This window comes from Clostridium sp. MSJ-8 (assembly GCF_018918325.1).
In the GTDB taxonomy this organism is placed as follows: Bacteria; Bacillota; Clostridia; order Clostridiales; family Clostridiaceae; genus Clostridium.
In genome coordinates, this window is the sequence record NZ_JAHLQH010000006.1 from 41,191 (window position 1) to 60,072 (window position 18,882).

Genomic DNA, 18,882 nt, shown 5'->3' on the forward strand with positions numbered 1-18,882 from the left:
GGGGAGTAATATGGTTTTTACTGATTCGAGTTATTACATTTTATTATCATTATTAAAACCAAGACATGGTTATGGAATTATGAAGTATGTAGAAGAATTGACTGAAGGAGAATTTACTATAGGACCAGCCACTTTATATACAACAATAAAGAAGATACAAAATAGTGGGTATATAGAATTAGCTGGTGAAAGTGAAGATAGGAAGAAGATATATAAGCTTACTCAAAAAGGTGAAGAAGCTATATTATCTGAGATAAAGAGAAGAATAAGAATGGCTGAACAAGGAAAAAAAGTATTAAAAGAAGTAAGAGAGGTTGAAGGTTATGAGTAAAGATAAAAAATGGGTAGTATCTAATGGATTTGCATTAGGTGGTAAGAAAGATATGAAAAAATTAGCTAAATACTCTAGAAAGGGATGGCACATTGTAGATTTTAGTAATATGGGTTATATACTAGAAAAAGGTGAACCACATAATTATATATATGAATTAGATTATAGAGAGCTTGAAGGAGAAGATAAGGAAGAATATTTAGAGATAATGAAAAAGGCTGGTTGGACACCTGTATATGATGAATTTAATTATATAATTCTTAGAGCAGAAGAAGGTACTAAGAGTATATTTTCTGATAGAGATAGTGAAGTGGAGAAAAGTAAATCTGAAGGTAAGGCTATTAAGAAGAGTATAATTGGAGGAGTAATTTTTACTGCTATATGTTATGGCGTATCATTTACAGGTTTTATAAACAATGATATTTTGAATAATATTCTTATGTTTGTAGGAAGTGCAGTTTTAGGAACAACAGCAGTTTTAATATATACTTATTTTAAGGTTATGAGAGAAGTAAAAGATGATAAAAAATGATATAATAAATAATTGAAAAAAATATATAAATTGTGAGGAAGAATATTATGAATGTTTTTGAACGTGAGAATAAGACTAAAGAGATTTTTTTAGGAATATTTAAAGAAGAAGGAATACCAGAAGCAGAGTTAAAGAATTTTATATTAGAATCATATGTTGTTCAAGGATATGATTATAAGACATTTGAAGATATTCCTATTAGTGAAATGGAAGAAGCAATAATGGATACTTGTGAAGCAGCAGGATTGAAGTTTAATAACTTTGATGATATATTGGAATATTTCAATAAACAATAGGAATAATATATGAAGAAGTTTAAGAAAGTATATATAGAAATAACTAATGTGTGTAATCTAAGTTGTAGTTTTTGCCCTAAGACTAAAAGAGAAAAGAAATTCTTAAATATAGAAGAATTTCGATACAGACTTCAGGAAGTAAAACCATATACTAAATATCTTTATTTTCATCTTATGGGAGAGCCTTTACTTAATCCTAATTTAAAACAATTTCTAACTATAGCTAATGAAGAGGGATTTAAGGTTAATTTAACTACTAATGGGACATTACTTAATAAGAATAGAGAGATTTTACTTGCAGCAGAGAGCTTAAGACAGATTAATATATCTCTTCATAGCTTTGAAGCAAATGATTCAGAAGTGGATTTTGAAGAATATTTATATAACATTATAGATTTTATACAAGAAGCAAATGCATCTAGCAATATTATTATATCTATGAGATTATGGAATTTAGATAGTTATAATTTGAGAGGGCAGAATAAGCTTAATTCCAATATAATAACTATTCTTCGAGATAAGTTTGGTTATCAATATGATTTAGAAGAAATTATTTCTAGAGATAAAAAGGTTAAAATAAGGGAAAATCTATATCTTAATAGCGCAGAGAAGTTTCAATGGCCTGATATGGATATAGATATATTAGGCGAAAAGGGCTTTTGCCATGGGCTTAGAGATCATTTTGGTATATTAGTAGATGGAACTGTTGTACCATGTTGTTTAGATGGAGAAGGAAACATTCCACTAGGAAATATATATGATGCGTCACTTGAAGATATATTATCTGGTGAACGAGCAGAGAATATATATAATGGATTTTCTCAACGAAGAAGAGTAGAAGAGTTGTGTAAGAGATGTGGATATAGTGATAGGTTTAGTATTAAAAAATAATTATAATAAGAATTTTTACAATAAATTAGATGTGCGTATGCACAATAATAATTAGGCATATCTTCATTGAATAATATATTTATGAATAATATAATCATAATTGAAGATATGATAAAAGTATTTTTATCATATCTATAACTAAATTATTGTAAGCAAAGGGGCTTTTGTTCTATAAGAATAAAGCCCTTTTTTCGATTTATTATATAAGGAAGAGGAGATGTCAATATGAGTTATAATTTTTTGGTTCCAGGAAACACTATTATAGGAGAAGATGCACTAAAGTCTAGTGGAGATTATTTAAAATCTTATGGAAAAAAAGCATTTATAGTTACAGGAAAGGTAGTAACCAAAACAGGTTTAGTTAATAAGTTAACAGATTATTTAGATGAATTAAATATTGACTATATAATATTTAATGATATTACAGGTGAACCAACAGATATTATGATAGAAAGTGGCGTAAAAGAATATAAAGCCAATGATTGTGATTTCTGTATTGCTATAGGGGGAGGTAGTCCGTTAGATAGTGCTAAAGCAATAGCAGCAATGACAGTACTTGATGGTAGTATATCAGATTATATAGGGAAGGAAATAAGAGGGGATTTTCCAAAACTTGTATTGATACCAACTACAGCAGGTACAGGATCAGAAACTACTAAATTTACTGTAATAACTGATTCAAAAAAAGATATAAAGATGTTATTAAAAGGTGATGCGTTAATACCAGATTTAGCAATAGTAGATTATAATCTTACTGTATCAGCACCTAAAAGCGTAACTGCAGCTACAGGAATGGATGCACTAACACACGCTGTTGAATCATATACATCTAGAAAGGCTAATCCAATAACTGATATGTATGCTCTATCAGCTATAAAGAGAATATTCAAATACTTACCAATAGCATATAAGGATGGAGGTAATCTAGAAGCTAGAAAAGAGATGTCATTAGCAGCGTTTGAAGCAGGAGTATGTATAAATAATGCTTCTGTAACTATAGTCCATGGTATGAGCAGACCTATAGGTGCATTGTTCCATGTTCCTCATGGTATATCTAATGCTATGTTAATTAAAGAATGCTTAAAATATGTTTTAGATGGCGCATATGATAAATTTGCAGATATAGCAAGAGCTATAAAAGTGGCAGATGAAGATATGGAAGACAAGGAAGCTGCTTCTAAATTCTTAGATGCATTAGATGACTTATGTAAGGCTGTTGAAATACCTACATTAGAAGAGTATGGTATTGATAAAGCTGAATTTGATAAAGTAAAAGAAAAGATGGCTAAAGATGCAATGGATAGTGGTAGTCCATCTAATACAATAAAAGTAGTAGACAAGGATGATTTGATTAAAATATATGATATTTTGTTATAATAAGATAAAGCACAATATGATAAATGTAAGTATTGTGCTTTATAAATTTATAGGTGGGTGGATAATATGAGGCGTAAAGATAGAGAAGTAACAGATTTTAATCAAATAAAACAAATAATAAGTGAGTGTGATACTATAAGGCTAGGATTTCAAGATGGCGAATATCCATATATAGTTCCTATGAGTTTTGGTTATGAAGTTATTGATAATCAGATTAAATTTTATGTTCATGGGGCACAGGTCGGTAGAAAGGTAGAGCTTATAAAAAAGAACAAAGTTTGTTCCTTTGAAATGGATTGCGCTCATAAGTTAGAACTAATTTATAAAGCCAAAGATGTTACTATGAGATACAAATGTTTAATGGGGAAAGGAACTGTTGAACTGGTTGAAGATGATGATAAGCAACAAGCAATGGATGTAATTATGAATAGAGATGAAGAAACAAAAGATTTTGAATATAATCATGATGACTTAAAGCATACTATGATTGCAAAGATTACAGTGACTGAATATAGTTGCAAGGTTAATCCAATTGGTGGTAATGCCGATTAATACTAAATATGCAAATGAACAATCATTTATGTTCACGTGAAGATTGAAATAGAAAATTTAAGAGAATATAATAAAAGCAAGTTAAGAGAAAAACTTAAAATAAATAGTAAATAGTAAAAGCAATGGAGCTTGATTCGAAATACGAATGAGCTCCATTTTTATTTAAGAAGAAATTAATTTTGTAGAGGAGTTGTTATAAATGAAAGCATATGATATGACTACAGAAGAGGTAAAAAAATTAGATAAGGAGTATGTATTACATTCTTGGAGTATTCAAAATAAATTAAATCCAATGGTTGTAAGAAAAGCTGAAGGTATATATTTCTATGATGATAAGGGAAAGAAATATTATGATATGAGTTCTCAATTAGTAAACTTAAATATTGGATATGGAAACCAAAAAGTAATAGATGCAATAAAGACACAAGCTGAAAAGTTACCATTTATGGGACCTGGATATGCAGTAGATGTAAAATCAGAACTTGCAGAGAGAATAATAGAAATAGCACCTGATAACATGGGAAAAGTATTCTTTACATTAGGTGGAGCAGATGCTAATGAAAATGCTATAAAGATGGCAAGAATGTATACAGGAAGAAAGAAGGTATTTTCAAGATATAGATCATATCATGGTTCAACAATGGGATCTGGTAACTTAACAGGTGAACCAAGAAGATTTGCTTGTGAAATCACACCTATACCTGGTTATGTAAAATTCTTTGATCCATATGTATATAGAGAAAAAATAGAATTTAAGAGTGAAAAAGAAGCAACAGATTTCTATATAGCTAAATTAAGAGAACAAGTAATATATGAAGGACCTGAAACAGTTGCAGCAATTGAAGTTGAAACAATTACTGGATCAAATGGTTGTATAATTCCACCAGATGGATATTTACAAGGAATAAGAGATATCTGTGATGAATTTGGAATAATGATGATATGTGATGAAGTAATGATGGGATATGGAAGAACTGGTAAATACTTTGCTTGTGAGAATTGGGGAGTAAAACCTGATATTATATCATTTGCAAAAGGTATTACTTGTGGATATGTACCATTAGGTGGTGTAATAGTTGATAAGAAGATAGCTGAATATTTTGATGATCATATGTTAAGTTGTGGATTAACTTATAGTGGACATCCTTTAGCTTGTGCAGCAGGTTGTGCAACTCTAGATGTTTATAAAGAATTAGATTTAATAAAAGGTGCAGAAGAAAAAGGTAAGTTATTGGGTGCAATTCTTGAAGATCTAAAAGCAAAACATAAATCAATTGGAGATGTAAGATATATTGGATTATTTGCTGGTGTTGAACTTGTAAAAGATAGGGAAACTAAAGAACCTTTAGTTCCATATGGAAAAGATCCAGAAGGAATAATGGGTAAAATAATAGGTAAATTAAAAGAAGAAGGTTTCTCAACATATTCACATGAAAATACAATAATTGTAGCACCACCATTAATAATAACTGAAGAAGAATTAAAAGATGCTATGAAGATAATGGATAAAGTATTAGACTATGTAGATGAATTAGTGAAATAAAATTCATAATAAAAAAATAAAGATGAATTTGAAAGCTCGGCTAACTTATTTAAGCCGAGTTTTTTGCATTATAGTTAAAACAAAAAAGTATTTACAAATAGAAGAAAGTGGTATATCATAATAGCATAGTAACAAAATGATACTATGAATAAAACAAAAGGTTTTGCTTTATGAAAGGTGATATATTATGAAGAAAATATTAGTTGTTGTAGATTATCAAAAAGATTTTGTGGATGGAGCATTAGGATTTCCTAAGGCTAAGGAATTAGAAGTAGGTATATATACAAAGGTGAATAGTTATTTAGATGAAGGCAATACTGTAATATTTACTTATGATACTCATGAAGAAAATTATCTTCAAACAAGAGAAGGTAAAAACCTTCCTATAGTTCACTGTATAGATAAGACAGAAGGACATGATTTATATGGTAGACTTAAAGAATTTAAAAACAGAAAAAATACTATTCATATTAATAAAGCATCGTTTGGAATTGATCCTACAGATATGATAATGTTACGAGATAAATTAGGAGAGATTGATGATATAGAAATAGTAGGAGTTGTAACAGATATATGTGTAATAAGCAATGTTGTAACTTTTCAATCAACATTTGTTAATGCAACAATAACTGTAGATTCTAATTTGTGTGCAAGTTTTAATGATGAAAAGCATAAAAAAGCTTTAGATGTTATGCAATCTATACAAGCTAATATAAAATAAAGTAAACTGCACTATCATTTGCAGTTTACTTTATAAGCTTATAATGCTTTAGGGCATTAAATATTCCATTATCATCTACAGTAGTTGTTATATATTCAACTGACTTGAATAATTCTTGAGCACTGTTTCCCATGGCAATACTATGAGGCACATAATCTAGCATAGGAAGATCATTAGTACTATCACCAATGGCATAAGTATCTTCATGATTAATATTTAAATAATCACATATAAATTTTATTCCTGTTCCTTTTGAATAACCTTTAGGAACTAATTCATAGAATGTTTCATTCCTTTTAATAAAATCTAGTATTGGACTATATTTATCATAAAAGCTAGAAAAATTACTAGTATCCTTTAGAAATATTACGAGCTTGTCTATATCAACATTATCTGTATGCCATGTTAAACCTTTATAGAAGCCTTCATGTTTATGTTGATCTATAAGTGCAAGGACTGTATTATTGTGAATATTATCTAAGTGATCCCAATATATATTTTCACTACCTTCTAGAATTCCTTCAAAGTCATATTTATTCATATCTAAAGCTATTTCTTTAGATAATTTTTTGCCTAATTTTTTATGTAAAAGAACTTCATTATTGTATTCTACATATGTTCCGCAACCACATATATATCCATCGAATCCTAAGTCCCTAATTACTGGAGTTATTTCACTTATAGGTCTACCAGTATTTATAAAAGCAAGGTGACCATTTGCACGTAATGAGTTAATAGCTTCTCTTGTACTATCAGGAATTAATCTTGTTGTTTCACTTATTATTGTGCCATCTATATCAAAGAATACAATTTTTTTCATATGGTTATATCTCCTTTTTATAAATATCTATTCACATTATAGCAGAAAATATAGTACATCTGCTATAATTATGAAGGAATAAAAAGATACAGATTATAATCTAACAGAAAGGATGATTATTGTATGTTTAGTAAAGATGAATTATTAGTTATAGAGGATGCACTAAATATAGCAGATGAACATTATAAGAAACTAATGGATGAGAGTAAAGGAAATAAGAATAAGATGGTAGCCTACAATAGAAAGCAAAAGAAATTGTGGCTTGCACAAAATAAATTAAAGAAAATATTATCAGAAGAATCAAATATATAAATATATGCTTATAAGGAACTTTTATAAAAAAGTTCCTTATAAAAAAGTTTTTTAAGAAAAATTTTGAAGGAGAAGAAAAATAATGAATAAATTTCAATTGAAAAGGGCAGATGGTAAGCTAGAATCAGCATATTTAAAAGAGCTTACTTTTGGGGATATAGATGAAGTTTTATCATTACAAGATGAAGTGGTAAGGGGCTTAGAGAAGAGAGAATTTTATTGTGATATGAACAAAGAAGAATTCGCAAAAAGCTTAAATGACTTTGGAGGAACTCTGATAGGTTGTGTTACAGAAGATAATGTTATTGTGGCTATAGGGTTATATGTAAGTTTTCAGTATGATGAGGAGAATTATGGGTATGATTTGGGCTTGAGTGGGCAAGAATTATTAACAGTGGGTCAAGTTGAAGCAACAATTGTTAAGGAAGAATTTAGGGGAAATAGATTACAAGATAAACTATGCGAAGCTTTAGAAGATATTGCAATAAGAGAGGGTAAGAAAATAATAGGAGCTACAGTTGCACCAGATAATAAATATAGCTTAAATACGTTCTTGAATAGAGGATATGATATACAAGAAGAGAAGATTAAGTATGGAGGATATAGAAGATATATCCTTAAGAAAGAGGTATAGTCGTGATGAAGAAATTAAGATTATCTCAATTAGATTTAATATTAGGGATTATTATAATAGTTTATGGAGTATTTATTATGATTACAACTCCTAACAAAATTGCTTTTAATATAGGATTTATGATTATTGGAGGATTGTTTGTTATATACCATTTTATAAAAGAGAAGATAAATAAAACTATAAGAAAAGTTATTAACATCCTTATAATAATAGGAATTACTTGTTTTGCTAGTATTCTTATAATTATTAGTGTATATCCAAAACATAGTACAGAAAAATGTGAATATATACTTGTTCTAGGAGCTGGACTTAATGATGGGGATGAAGTTAGTAAGGTATTAAAGGATAGATTAAATACTGCAATAGAATGTCACAACAAATATGATACAGGATCAAAGATAGTAGTATCTGGAGGACAAGGAAGCAATGAAGAAGTATCTGAAGCAGAAGCTATGAAACGATATCTTATAAAAAAAGGTATAGATAAAACTTCAATAATAATAGAAAATAAATCAACTAATACAAAAGAAAATTTTGAATTTTCAAAGGATAAAATAGAAAAAGATTCTGGTAAAAAGGTTAGTAAGTCTAAAGTTAAAGTTGTAACTACAGATTTTCATGCATTTAGAAGCAAATTATTAGCACAGGCTAATGGGTATGGCGAGGTAGAAATCTATGCAAGTGATTCATATCCATATTTAATACCTATATTTTATACTAGAGAAGTTTTTGCATTGGTGAAGGATATAATTTTTTCAATAATATAAGATATTTAGAATTAAATAATTATAAATTATTTAATCACTTTTTTTACTGACATTAGCTGACCTTAAAACAACAACAAAATGCTTTAGATAATATTGATTAACAGATAATAGATATTAGTTAACAAAAATAATTTTATAAAAAAAGGAGTTAATAAGAAATGTTAAAAAGAGATAGTGCTAAAGAAATAGAAAATGGACTTAGATTGGTAAGGGAAGCTGTTAATAAAGCAGCTTATGACAAAGACAAGAATATAGCATTAACCGTTATTGATAGAGAGATGAGGGGGCTTGTAGGATTGGATTTGATGACAATAGATACATTAAGTTTCGATAATATAATAGAACTTATTAATAGGGAACGTGAATATAATGCAGATAGATATTTAGCTCTTGGAGAGATAATTAGACTAAGAGGAAATCTAGAAAATGATGTGAATAACAAAATAACATATTATATAAAGGCTATGAGGGCATACTTCTTTGTATATAAAGATGATGAAGCATTAATGGATAAATGTATAGAAGGTGTAAGAGAAGTAGTTAATTATATATCTGAATATGAGCTTTCATTAGATGAAAATATAATATTATTAAAAGGATATGAAATGTTAGGTGAATATGATAAGGCTGAAGATATTTTATTTTCTATATTAAAGAAGAGTGATGGAGCTAGGGAGATAATTAAAGAAGGAAATGATTTTTATAATAGATTAAAAGAAAAAGAAGACGTGTTATTAGAAAAGGGGAATCTTCCAAGAGAAGAAGTGGAAGATGGTTTAAAACAGATAGAAGCAATGAGGTGAAAAATAAGACGTACTTATGAGAATTAAGTACGTCTAAGAAACAAATTATTTATTATCTAATTCTGAAAAGACTATTTTTTCTACATCTTCTGGTAGTGTTTGAAGTTGTTCCTTTGATAAATCTTTTACTTCTATCAGTGGATGTATTGTTAAATTTATTGTAGTATTACGTTTTATTGTATTTAATGGACCTGATAGTATTTTATAAGTTCCTTCTATTGTTATAGGTACTATAGGTACTTTTGATTTAGTTGCTAGTTTGAAGCTTCCACCTTTGAATTCATGTCTTTGGAGACCTTTGCTTCTAGTACCTTCAGGGAAAACTACCATAGAATAATCTGATTTTAGTATATTGATACCTTCAACAATAGCTTCAGCAGATTTACGGACGTTGCTTCTATCCATGAATATACAACGCATCTTCTTCATCCAATAAGATATAATAGGCCAAGAAGCAAGTTCTTTTTTCGCTATAAAGCCTAAAGGCACGTTTAATTTTGCCATTAACAATGGAATATCGAAGTTACTTTGGTGATTAGAAACAAATAAGACTGCTCTGTCTTTTGGAATATTTTCGATACCTTTAACATCTATCTTACAGAAGGTTACCTTCAAGAAGAGACGTGCCCATAGAGATGAAATCATAAATATAAATTTCTTCTTTTGTTCTTCTTTCTTAAATATAGAAAGAAAGAAGATAGTTATGGGACCAATAATAATGCTTAAAATTAGTGCTATTATATTTACTAAAAAGAATATAATTGTTTTTATCATAACCGCCATCCTATCTTTATAAATTGATAATAATATTATTACTATATTAGTATAGTATATATTTTTATGAAATAAAAGAAATATTAGAATATAAAAAATATTAAAGATAAACAAAATTTAATGCCAACTTAAGAGGAAATTAAGAAATAAGTGTTAAAATATATATTAAAAGTAAGGCAAAGAAGGGCTAAAACAATGGAAGTTAATAAAATGAATTTAAATGAAGCAAATAAATATAGTAAAAATGTAATAAAAGGACTAACTTCAAGAGAAGTAAGAGAACGGGTGTTAAGAGGCGAGGTAAATAAACTTCCTAAAGCACCATCAAGGACAATATGGCAGATGATAAAAGCTAATTGTTTTAATATATTTACAGCCTTAAATCTAGTATTAGGAACACTTATTATAATAGCTGGATCACCAAAGAATGCATTATTTGCATTGGTTATTATAATAAATTGCGTCTTGGGGGTATATCAAGAATTAAGTGCAAGAAGTACATTAGAAAAATTATCTGTATTAAGTATGGCTCATGTTGATGTAATAAGAGATGGAAAGAAACAGAATATATCTATAGAAGATATAGTAAAAGATGATATTTTGGTTTTAGAATCAGGAAATCAGATATTAGCAGATTGTACAGTTATACATAGTGATGAATTAGAACTTGATGAATCTATGTTAACTGGAGAAGCTGATCCTGTATATAAGAATGAAGGAGATAAATTATTTTCAGGTAGTTTTATAGTAGCGGGAGAAGGATATGCAAGAGTTACAGAAGTAGGAAAAGATACTTATTCTTCTAAACTTGCAGAAGAAGCTAGAGAATTCAAGATAGAAAATTCAGAATTACAAGATTCTATAAGCAAAATTATAAAAACATTATTATGGGTTATAGTACCTGCTGGTGGATTGTTAGCATTTACACAATTTCGAATACAAGATGATTGGAGGCAAGCAATAATTGGTAGTGTATCAGGAATAGTAGGAATGATTCCTGAAGGACTTGTATTATTAACTAGTGCAACATTTATTACATCAGTTATTAAGTTATCTAAACATCATACATTAGTACAACAATTATCGGCGACAGAGATATTAGCAAGAGTTGATACTTTATGTGTTGATAAAACAGGAACGATAACAGAAGGTAAATTAAATCTTGTAGATGTTGTTAGCATAAATAATCAAGATAAGCAATTAACAGAAGATATGTTAGCGCTTTTGGTTAATAATCTTCCTAGTAAGAATCCAACTCAAAATGCAATATTAGAAAAATATACTCAAGCTCCAGATATAAGAATAATAGAAAAAGTACCATTTTCGTCTAAAAGAAAGTGGGGAGGAATTGTTGTTGAAGATAGTGCATGGGTTATGGGTGCACCAGAAATTTTATTGAAAGATAGATATTCTGAATATGAAGAAAAGATAGAAGAGGAAGCTAGTAAAGGAAGAAGAGTATTGTTATTTGCAAAAGTTCCTCAAAAATCATTAAAGCATGGTATAACAGCAAATATAGAAGAATGTGCAATAATTCTTATTGAAGATGTAATAAGAAAAGAGGCACCAGATGTAATTAAATATTTCGAGGAAGAAGGAGTTTCGCTTAAGGTAATATCAGGAGATAATCCTGTAACAGTTTCTGCTGTTGCTAAACGTGCAGGAGTAGATGGTGCTGATAAGTATATTGATGCAAGAAAACTACCTACTAACGAAGAAGAATTAAGATCAGTAGTAGATAATTATAATGTATTTGGTAGAGTTACTCCACATCAGAAAAAAGCAATAGTAAAGGCATTAAAGCAAAATAATCATACAGTTGCTATGACGGGAGATGGTGTTAATGATGTATTAGCACTAAAGGAAGCTGATTGTGGAATAGCTATGGCAAATGGTTCTGAAGCTACAAAGGCTGTAGCACAATTGGTTCTTATGAATTCAGACTTTAGTTCATTACCTCAAGTTGTTGCAGAAGGAAGAAGACAGATATTTAATTTAGAGAGAGTAGCAGAGTTATTTTTATCTAAAACAGCTTTCTTTGTGATTTTAGCTATAGTATTTTGTATTATAAGAATAAAATATCCATTATCGCCAATACAGACTTCTTTAGTAGGAAGTTGTGCTATAGGAATTCCAGGATTATTCTTGGCTATGTTACCATATAAGGGAAGAATTCAAGGAAATTTCTTTAAGAGAATATTGCTTAAAAGTGTTCCTAATGGTTTAGTTATGGGAGCTGCAACAATAATGTCTTATTTATTAATGTGTTTTAGAGGATATGATTATGTATATTGTAGTACTATGGCACTTACTGTGTTTTTAGGAATTAGCCTTATGATATTAATAAAAGTATCATTACCACTTACACGATTTAAAGTTGCACTTGTTTTATCAGTAATAGCTATAAGTTTAGCATGTTATTTTACACCTATAGGTCAAGAATTTTTTGGTATAAAGGTATTAGCGTTAAAGCATTGGATGCTTGCTCTTGTATTGATTTTTATAGCTTATCCATCTGTGACTTGGGTTATGAATAGGTTTAGTAAAGTTGAAGATAAGGTTGAAGATAGACTACAACATAAGTAAATTATAATAGCTTTAAACTCCCTATAATTATTGTTAATTAACTAAATTTTTTATATAATGATAAATAAAATTAATATGTAGAATATAATAGTAATTATCGGGGAGGAAACATGGAGAAGAGAGAAAATTTTAGCACGAGATTGGGCTTTATATTGGTTTCAGCTGGATGTGCAATTGGGTTAGGAAATGTATGGAAATTTCCGTATATATGTGGTAAGTATGGTGGGGCAGTATTTATATTGATTTACTTGGTATTTTTATTGATATTGGGATTGCCTATATTGATTAGTGAATTTGCTATAGGAAGAGGTAGTAATAAAAGTATAGCGTCAGCATTTAATGAATTAGAACCTAAAGATACAGTATGGCATAGATATAAATGGTTTGGGATATGTGGCAATTATTTGCTTATGATGTTTTATACTATGGTTGGGGGTTGGATGTTTTATTATGTTTATAAGATGATAAAAGGCAGCCTATCAAATTTGAATTCAGAAGGGATAGCTAGTGAATTTTCTAATATGCTGAATTCACCAGGAACTATGATATTTTGGACTATTCTTGCGATAATTATTGCTTTTAGCATATGTGCTTTAGGTTTGCAAAATGGTGTGGAGAAGATAACAAAAGTAATGATGATATTGTTAATATGTTTGATGCTTGTTCTTGCAGTACATTCATTATTTTTAAATGGTGCAAAAGAAGGATTAAAGTTTTATTTAGTACCTAATTTTAGTAAGCTTACTGAGAATGGAGTTGGGGAAGTTGTATTTGCAGCTATGACCCATGCATTTTTTACACTAAGCATAGGAATTGGCGCTATGGAGATTTTCGGAAGCTATTTAGCTAAGAGTAAAAAGCTTACAGGTGAGGCTATCAGTGTAGTTGTACTAGATACTTTTGTAGCATTAACAGCTGGATTAATAATTATTCCTGCATGTTTTGCATACAACATTAAACCAGATGCCGGTCCATCTTTGTTATTTATAACATTACCAAATGTATTTAATAATATGGCTGGTGGTAGAATATGGGGAACATGTTTCTTTATATTTATGTCTTTTGCAGCTTTATCAACTATTATAGCTGTATTTGAGAATATAACTGCTATGAGCATGGAAGCATTTGATGTGAAACGTAAGAAAGCAGTTATTGTAAATATGCTACTTATTATTGTGTTATCATTACCAGCAATATTAGGATATAATTTATTAAAAGATATACAGCCTATTGGGGCAGGAACAACAATAATGGATTTAGAAGATTTTTTAGTTTCGTATAATATATTACCTTTGGGTAGTTTGTTGTTTGTTTTGTTTTGCACAAAGAAAAATGGATGGGGATATAATAATTTTTTAGAAGAAGTAAATTTAGGAGAAGGAATTAATTTCCCTAAAAAGTTAAGATTCTATATGCAATATATATTACCACTTATAATAATTATAGTTTATCTAAAAGGGTATTATGATATGTTTAGTGGGTTTGGAACTAAGATATTAGCTATATGGATGATTATAGCAGTTCTATTTTTAGGTGTGATATTTAGTTTCAGTATTAATAGAAGAAGTAAAAAAGAAAAATAGTAAAATTACATTTTATAAAAATGTATTGTAAGAAAAGAATATAATGATAAATGCGGCTAAAATATAGCCGCATTTATCATTAATATTTAATTATGGACTTTAGTCTGTTGAACGAAATGAAACATTAAAACACCTGCTATGCGGGTGGTTATGACTAACTAAATAAGTTTTTTATGCCTCTAGTAGATATAAGGCATTCTTCTCCATTAATCATATATGCAATACGATTCTTTTTATCTATTTCTTTAATTTTGTCTTTATTTACTATAAAGGAATTGTGACATCTGATAAATCTTTCATCTAATGAATTTTCTACTTCTTTCATTTTACTGTAGAATTCAACTTGTCTATTCACTGAATGTAGTATAACTTTGTGAATAGTAGAAGATGTTTCAAAGAATAAAATATCGTTATAATCAATGTTAACTATCTTGTCTTCTACTTTTATAGAGAATATTTTCTGTAATTCTGAAGATTTTGTTTTATATTTATCATGAGCATTTTTTATACAATCATTAACTCTTTGCCTAATGTTATTATAATTATCTTTAATTATATAATCCATTGCTTCAACTTTATAGATAAATGTAAGGTAGCTCATTTCAGCGTGAGTAGTTATAAATATAATAAAACCTCTAGGATCATGCTCACGAATTTTTTCAGCGAGTTGGATTCCATTGATGTCACTATGCAAATCTACATCTAAGAAGTATATTCCTGTGTTTGTTGTTCCTGTTATAGAATTGATTAATTCATAAGGATCAGAAGTTGAAAGACCCAAATCCATATCATAATTTTCTATAAGAATAATGTCTTCAATTATCTTGCTGAGCTTTTCTCTTTGTTTTTTATTATCTTCACATATAAAAGCTTTTAACATTTTTAACCTCCTATATATGTTAAATTAATTAAATATTTAATATTTCAATAAATACATGTCATATTAATAAAAGAATTCTTCATATACTACGAACATAACAATATACTACCATAAAAGGAATATAACTAACAATTATTATAAAAATATGATAGGGAATATATTTTTTTAGGATTATATCTTATTGTTGAATTAGTAACAAAGTCTTGTTTTTTGTTGATTACAAGTATGATAGTATGTTAAAAAATCACTTTATTGTTAATAGTAAGTTGTATATAATATTATTATATTATGTTTAGGCGGTGTAATAATGAGCGATTCACTTAATTTATTTTTGGGATGTATTGTTATGCTTATATTCATGACTATAATAATATATAACTTAGTTGTACCTAGATTTACAATTAAAGAGTACATAAGAATGTTGCTAGGTATTCTTTTATCATTTTGTGTTATATTTGTTATCAATAAAGATATATCGCAAATAGCTTTTTATATTTTGCCTATTCTTTTTATTTATCTAAAAATACGTAAGATATTAAAGAGTTTTTTTATACAAGCGCTAGCTTTTATAATATATTTGGGGATATCGTGTATAGCTTTTAAAATAGGTATTGAATATATGGGATGTTCACTTAATGCCTATGGAAGAATTACATTTCCATTTGAACTATTAACAGGTTTAATAGTTGTCATAATTAGTTTCTTTATTGGAAGATTGTTTTCTAAACATCATTTAGAAACGACAGATTCTAAAAAAGAATCAAGCACTAAATCGCTTTTTTTTATATACTTTGTAGTAATAATATCTGGAGTTTTGTTAACGATATGTATATTTGATGGCGATAGTAGTAATTTTGAAACTGCAGAAGGAATGCTTGCTATTTTTTATATTGTAATAATGTTTATTATAATAGGAATATTATCTTATATATTTATTAAAGAAAGTAAGATAGAAAAGCAAAAGATACAATATGAGAATATGGAAGAATATACTACAAAATTAGAAGAGTTATATACTGATATGCGTAAATTTAGACATGATTATACTAATATATTATCTTCGATGTATAGTTTTATAGAAGAAGACGATATGAATGGTCTAAAGAAATTTTTTGATGAAAAGATACAACCATTAAACCAAAATATGAATAGGAATAACTATAAGTTAGGGGCATTAAAGAATATATATTTACCAGAAGTTAAGGGGCTATTATCTAGCAAAGTCATAAAAGCTCAAGAATTAGGATTACATACATTTATTGATATATATGAACCTATAGAAAGGATAAATATAGATATTATAGCACTAGTTAGATCTCTTGGTATTATTATGGATAATGCAATTGAAGCATCACTAGGTAGTGAAGATAAAAAGATATGTTTAGGTTTAATTAAGAAAAATCAATCTGTTATTATAGTTGTATCTAATACTTTTTCTGGAGAAATACCTCCTATATCTATGTTATTTAAACAAGGTTTTTCAACAAAAGGAGAGAATAGAGGACTAGGATTAAGTAACTTAAAAGAAATGCTACATAAATACAAAAATATAACATTAGATACATTTATAAAAGATAAAATGTTCTTTCAAGAGATTACAGTTAATAATGAAATATAGATTAAAGATTTGGTTGTACAGATAATTTAGACATTATAGGGGTAAATATACTAGATAATGTAGAAGAAATAGGGGAAGATGCATTTCTAAATGATGAAAATCTAATGTATATTTTTATATACAATAAAGATGTAAAGATTGCAAATACAGCATTTTTTGTATATGAAGGTAATAAATTAGCAAGTAATGAAGAACGTATTATTTTTGGATATAGTAACAGTACAGCTGAAGCATATTCTTACAAGAATAAGTTTGTATTTAATTCGGATTATGATAATGGTGGAAATGAAGCGACAATAAGTTATGATACATATGTTCAGAAAATAGGTTGGATTTCTAACTTACAAGATGATGATGGTAAAGGAATTGGATATTTAACTTATGGAGCTGCTAGTGGTTCAATGGGATGTGGTTTAAGACTTGAAGCTCTTAGAGCAAAAGTAGAAGGAGATAATAACTTAGGAATAGAATATTCTGCTCATGTACAAAAGATAGGGTGGCAAGCTTATAAAAGTGATGATGAAGTATCAGGGACTGTAGGAAAATCTTTAAGAGTAGAAGCTATTAAGATGAGATTAACAGGAAGTAATAAAGATAAATATGATCTTTATTATAGAGTTCATGCTCAAAGTTTTGGATGGCTAGGTTGGGCTAAAAATGATGAAAAAGCAGGAACTGTTGGTCTTTCTAAAAGAGTAGAAGCTATACAAGTTGTTTTGGTTCAGAAGGGCAGTTCAGCTCCAGGAAGTACAGATGGAGCTTTGAAGGAAAAGGAAGTTGGTGTTCAATATAGAACACATGTACAAAGCTTTGGATGGCAAAACTATGTAGAAAATGGTGCATTAAGTGGTACAGTAGGAAAAGCTAAGAGACTTGAAGGAATTAATATTAGACTTTCTAATCAAAAATTAAGTGGTAGCATTGAATATAGAACTCATGTACAAAAAATAGGCTGGCAAAATTATGTTAAAGATAATGCTATGGCTGGAACTTCTGGAAAAGGGTTGAGACTAGAAGCAATTCAAATACGTTTAACTGGTGAGATGAAAGAAAATTATGATGTATATTATAGAGTTCAAATTCAAAATAAAGGATGGCTAGGTTGGGCTAAAAATGATGAACTTTCTGGTTCTTCAGGATTAGGATTAAGACTTGAAGGTATACAAATAAAACTAGTTAAAAAGGGTGACAGTGCTCCTAATAGTAATGGAGTCTCGGCTTTTGTTACTAAGTAAATAAAATTAATTTTAGATTGCTTTAAAAATTAGTAAAGATATTATAATATAAAAAAGTAGACAATTAAGCTTGGAGAATAAGCTAGTTGTCTATAGTGTGAGCAGGATGTTCTTAAAGTGAACAGCCTGCTCTTTTTTACTTTATAGGAAATTATAATAAAATTTAAATTTGAGGATAAGTATCTTAAACATAGTATCTATACATTGTTATATGTACTACTACAGAGTAAAAAATAATTGACTAAATAGATTGAAGAGTTATTTTTGTTTATTAGATTTTTTTTCTTTTTTCTCACCCCAAAAATTATAGCAAATTATACTTATAGCTATTAAGGCACCTATCATTGCTATATCCATAGTGTTCAACTCCTTGTATTAAAATATTCTTTACAATTAATATTTTAAATCCTTTTACAATATTTTTATTAGATATGTAAAAAGTGCTATATTTTATATAATTAATGCAAAACTTAAATTAATAAATATTTTTTTAATATTCATCAAGTCACAGTAATAAAGAGTAAATAATTTTCGAGTTAATAATCTCCATAAATGTAATAAATTATGGTATAATTATATTAGGAAAAACCTTAATTTTACTATGTTTATGGAGATTTTATTATGATA

General features: G+C 28.3%; 19 protein-coding genes. 16 read left to right on the forward strand and 3 right to left on the reverse strand.

Features of this window, described 5'->3' with window-relative positions; genetic code table 11:
* Positions 1–10: 10 nt before the first annotated feature.
* The 8 genes from KQI77_RS00635 to KQI77_RS00670 all read left to right on the forward strand — a co-directional run bounded on the left by KQI77_RS00635 (position 11) and on the right by KQI77_RS00670 (position 6,243).
* Positions 11–331, forward strand: a complete 321-nt coding sequence (locus KQI77_RS00635) for a PadR family transcriptional regulator (RefSeq protein ID WP_216387412.1) — start codon at positions 11–13, stop codon at positions 329–331.
* Positions 324–863: a DUF2812 domain-containing protein gene (locus KQI77_RS00640; RefSeq protein WP_216387413.1), complete on the forward strand. Its 540-nt coding sequence runs from the start codon at positions 324–326 to the stop codon at positions 861–863. The genes KQI77_RS00635 and KQI77_RS00640 overlap by 8 nt, the downstream gene beginning before the upstream one ends.
* 47 nt (positions 864–910) lie before the next feature.
* A complete protein-coding gene (locus KQI77_RS00645) occupies positions 911–1,159 on the forward strand; it encodes a hypothetical protein (protein WP_216387414.1) in 249 nt (82 codons plus the stop codon).
* A 9-nt stretch (positions 1,160–1,168) separates the two neighbouring features.
* Positions 1,169–2,050, forward strand: coding sequence for a radical SAM/SPASM domain-containing protein (locus tag KQI77_RS00650; protein WP_216387415.1), 882 nt, complete (start codon positions 1,169–1,171; stop codon positions 2,048–2,050).
* Between the two features lie 225 nt (positions 2,051–2,275).
* Positions 2,276–3,427 carry an iron-containing alcohol dehydrogenase gene (locus KQI77_RS00655; protein ID WP_216387416.1) on the forward strand — a complete coding sequence of 384 codons (1,152 nt, stop codon included), beginning with the start codon at positions 2,276–2,278 and terminating at the stop codon, positions 3,425–3,427.
* Positions 3,428–3,493: 66 nt separating this feature from the next.
* Positions 3,494–3,979 (forward strand): pyridoxamine 5'-phosphate oxidase family protein, encoded by a 486-nt coding sequence (locus KQI77_RS00660; RefSeq protein WP_216387417.1) that lies wholly within the window; start codon positions 3,494–3,496, stop codon positions 3,977–3,979.
* Positions 3,980–4,178: 199 nt separating this feature from the next.
* The gene (locus KQI77_RS00665) at positions 4,179–5,522 is read left to right on the forward strand and encodes an aminotransferase class III-fold pyridoxal phosphate-dependent enzyme (RefSeq protein ID WP_253289285.1); all 1,344 of its coding nucleotides are present in this window, start codon (positions 4,179–4,181) and stop codon (positions 5,520–5,522) included.
* Positions 5,523–5,709: 187 nt separating this feature from the next.
* Positions 5,710–6,243 carry a cysteine hydrolase family protein gene (locus KQI77_RS00670; RefSeq protein WP_216387418.1) on the forward strand — a complete coding sequence of 178 codons (534 nt, stop codon included), beginning with the start codon at positions 5,710–5,712 and terminating at the stop codon, positions 6,241–6,243.
* A gap of 25 nt (positions 6,244–6,268) precedes the next feature.
* On the opposite strand, the gene KQI77_RS00675 is transcribed toward KQI77_RS00670, so the two are convergent.
* Positions 6,269–7,063, reverse strand: coding sequence for a Cof-type HAD-IIB family hydrolase (locus KQI77_RS00675; protein WP_216387419.1), 795 nt, complete (start codon positions 7,061–7,063; stop codon positions 6,269–6,271).
* A 123-nt stretch (positions 7,064–7,186) separates the two neighbouring features.
* Here KQI77_RS00675 and KQI77_RS00680 point away from each other — a divergent pair, with 123 nt between their 5' ends.
* From KQI77_RS00680 to KQI77_RS00695, 4 genes are all read left to right on the forward strand, one after another.
* Positions 7,187–7,375 (forward strand): hypothetical protein, encoded by a 189-nt coding sequence (locus tag KQI77_RS00680; protein WP_216387420.1) that lies wholly within the window; start codon positions 7,187–7,189, stop codon positions 7,373–7,375.
* Between the two features lie 82 nt (positions 7,376–7,457).
* Positions 7,458–8,009, forward strand: a complete 552-nt coding sequence (locus tag KQI77_RS00685) for a GNAT family N-acetyltransferase (protein ID WP_216387421.1) — start codon at positions 7,458–7,460, stop codon at positions 8,007–8,009.
* A 5-nt stretch (positions 8,010–8,014) separates the two neighbouring features.
* Positions 8,015–8,776: a YdcF family protein gene (locus KQI77_RS00690; protein ID WP_216387422.1), complete on the forward strand. Its 762-nt coding sequence runs from the start codon at positions 8,015–8,017 to the stop codon at positions 8,774–8,776.
* A 158-nt stretch (positions 8,777–8,934) separates the two neighbouring features.
* Positions 8,935–9,579, forward strand: a complete 645-nt coding sequence (locus tag KQI77_RS00695; protein WP_216387423.1) for a DUF6483 family protein — start codon at positions 8,935–8,937, stop codon at positions 9,577–9,579.
* 45 nt (positions 9,580–9,624) lie between these two features.
* On the opposite strand, the gene KQI77_RS00700 is transcribed toward KQI77_RS00695, so the two are convergent.
* Positions 9,625–10,353, reverse strand: a complete 729-nt coding sequence (locus tag KQI77_RS00700) for a 1-acyl-sn-glycerol-3-phosphate acyltransferase (RefSeq protein WP_216387424.1) — start codon at positions 10,351–10,353, stop codon at positions 9,625–9,627.
* A gap of 195 nt (positions 10,354–10,548) precedes the next feature.
* Here KQI77_RS00700 and KQI77_RS00705 point away from each other — a divergent pair, with 195 nt between their 5' ends.
* Positions 10,549–12,939, forward strand: coding sequence for an HAD-IC family P-type ATPase (locus KQI77_RS00705; RefSeq protein ID WP_253289286.1), 2,391 nt, complete (start codon positions 10,549–10,551; stop codon positions 12,937–12,939).
* A gap of 110 nt (positions 12,940–13,049) precedes the next feature.
* Positions 13,050–14,522, forward strand: coding sequence for a sodium-dependent transporter (locus KQI77_RS00710; protein WP_216387425.1), 1,473 nt, complete (start codon positions 13,050–13,052; stop codon positions 14,520–14,522).
* Positions 14,523–14,676: 154 nt separating this feature from the next.
* On the opposite strand, the gene KQI77_RS00715 is transcribed toward KQI77_RS00710, so the two are convergent.
* Positions 14,677–15,402, reverse strand: coding sequence for a LytTR family DNA-binding domain-containing protein (locus tag KQI77_RS00715; protein ID WP_216387426.1), 726 nt, complete (start codon positions 15,400–15,402; stop codon positions 14,677–14,679).
* Between the two features lie 307 nt (positions 15,403–15,709).
* On the opposite strand from KQI77_RS00715, the gene KQI77_RS00720 reads away from it, so the two are divergent.
* Together KQI77_RS00720 and KQI77_RS00725 are read left to right on the forward strand one after the other, a co-directional pair.
* Positions 15,710–17,020: a GHKL domain-containing protein gene (locus tag KQI77_RS00720; protein WP_216387427.1), complete on the forward strand. Its 1,311-nt coding sequence runs from the start codon at positions 15,710–15,712 to the stop codon at positions 17,018–17,020.
* Between the two features lie 104 nt (positions 17,021–17,124).
* Positions 17,125–18,255 carry a chromophore lyase gene (locus KQI77_RS00725; protein ID WP_216387428.1) on the forward strand — a complete coding sequence of 377 codons (1,131 nt, stop codon included), beginning with the start codon at positions 17,125–17,127 and terminating at the stop codon, positions 18,253–18,255.
* Positions 18,256–18,882 lie beyond the last annotated feature (627 nt).

Bases quoted from the DNA above. Each gene is read 5' to 3' on its own strand.
- KQI77_RS00635 (WP_216387412.1), top strand. From the start codon at position 11: ATGGTTTTTACTGATTCGAGTTATTACATTTTATTATCATTATTAAAA.
- KQI77_RS00640 (WP_216387413.1), top strand. From the start codon at position 324: ATGAGTAAAGATAAAAAATGGGTAGTATCTAATGGATTTGCATTAGGT.
- KQI77_RS00645 (WP_216387414.1), top strand. From the start codon at position 911: ATGAATGTTTTTGAACGTGAGAATAAGACTAAAGAGATTTTTTTAGGA.
- KQI77_RS00650 (WP_216387415.1), top strand. From the start codon at position 1,169: ATGAAGAAGTTTAAGAAAGTATATATAGAAATAACTAATGTGTGTAAT.
- KQI77_RS00655 (WP_216387416.1), top strand. From the start codon at position 2,276: ATGAGTTATAATTTTTTGGTTCCAGGAAACACTATTATAGGAGAAGAT.
- KQI77_RS00660 (WP_216387417.1), top strand. From the start codon at position 3,494: ATGAGGCGTAAAGATAGAGAAGTAACAGATTTTAATCAAATAAAACAA.
- KQI77_RS00665 (WP_253289285.1), top strand. From the start codon at position 4,179: ATGAAAGCATATGATATGACTACAGAAGAGGTAAAAAAATTAGATAAG.
- KQI77_RS00670 (WP_216387418.1), top strand. From the start codon at position 5,710: ATGAAGAAAATATTAGTTGTTGTAGATTATCAAAAAGATTTTGTGGAT.
- KQI77_RS00675 (WP_216387419.1), bottom strand. From the start codon at position 7,063: ATGAAAAAAATTGTATTCTTTGATATAGATGGCACAATAATAAGTGAA.
- KQI77_RS00680 (WP_216387420.1), top strand. From the start codon at position 7,187: ATGTTTAGTAAAGATGAATTATTAGTTATAGAGGATGCACTAAATATA.
- KQI77_RS00685 (WP_216387421.1), top strand. From the start codon at position 7,458: ATGAATAAATTTCAATTGAAAAGGGCAGATGGTAAGCTAGAATCAGCA.
- KQI77_RS00690 (WP_216387422.1), top strand. From the start codon at position 8,015: ATGAAGAAATTAAGATTATCTCAATTAGATTTAATATTAGGGATTATT.
- KQI77_RS00695 (WP_216387423.1), top strand. From the start codon at position 8,935: ATGTTAAAAAGAGATAGTGCTAAAGAAATAGAAAATGGACTTAGATTG.
- KQI77_RS00700 (WP_216387424.1), bottom strand. From the start codon at position 10,353: ATGATAAAAACAATTATATTCTTTTTAGTAAATATAATAGCACTAATT.
- KQI77_RS00705 (WP_253289286.1), top strand. From the start codon at position 10,549: ATGGAAGTTAATAAAATGAATTTAAATGAAGCAAATAAATATAGTAAA.
- KQI77_RS00710 (WP_216387425.1), top strand. From the start codon at position 13,050: ATGGAGAAGAGAGAAAATTTTAGCACGAGATTGGGCTTTATATTGGTT.
- KQI77_RS00715 (WP_216387426.1), bottom strand. From the start codon at position 15,402: ATGTTAAAAGCTTTTATATGTGAAGATAATAAAAAACAAAGAGAAAAG.
- KQI77_RS00720 (WP_216387427.1), top strand. From the start codon at position 15,710: ATGAGCGATTCACTTAATTTATTTTTGGGATGTATTGTTATGCTTATA.
- KQI77_RS00725 (WP_216387428.1), top strand. From the start codon at position 17,125: ATGTATATTTTTATATACAATAAAGATGTAAAGATTGCAAATACAGCA.